The organism is Rhodococcus sp. ACPA1 (assembly GCF_002300195.1).
GTDB lineage: Bacteria > Actinomycetota > Actinomycetes > Mycobacteriales > Mycobacteriaceae > Rhodococcus_F > Rhodococcus_F opacus.
In genome coordinates this window covers 1-317 of sequence record NZ_NSDX01000045.1, presented here as the reverse complement: position 1 = coordinate 317, position 317 = coordinate 1, and the positions used below count along the sequence as shown (strand labels likewise).

General features: G+C 68.1%; 1 pseudogene. It reads left to right on the top strand.

The annotated features are described in order from the left end of the window. Positions 1 to 176 precede the first annotated feature (176 nt). Positions 177 to 317: pseudogene (locus tag CJ177_RS49145) on the top strand (transcriptional regulator); the annotation flags it as partial.

The window sequence follows — 317 nt, the reverse complement described above, 5'->3', positions numbered from 1 at the left end:
GTGGTCATGTCACCTCGTCGATATCGAAGGATTCGGTCTCAGAGCACCTCTGCGCTCGCAGCACCCATGCAACGCCGGCAGCTGCCCGCGTGGGAGGCGAGGATTAGGGGGGTGCTGGCAGCACCCCCCTCGCAGCACCTGGCAACGGCCGACGCGCGGGTCGTAGCCTCGGTTGTATGGAGTCCACCAACCGAGTCGCCGAGATCGGCCAATTCCTGGCGTCACGGCGGGCCAAGATCGCCCCTGAACACGTCGGGCTGCCCGTCTACGACGCCGCCAAACGCCGCGTCCCCGGCCTACGCCGCCAAGAGGTCGCC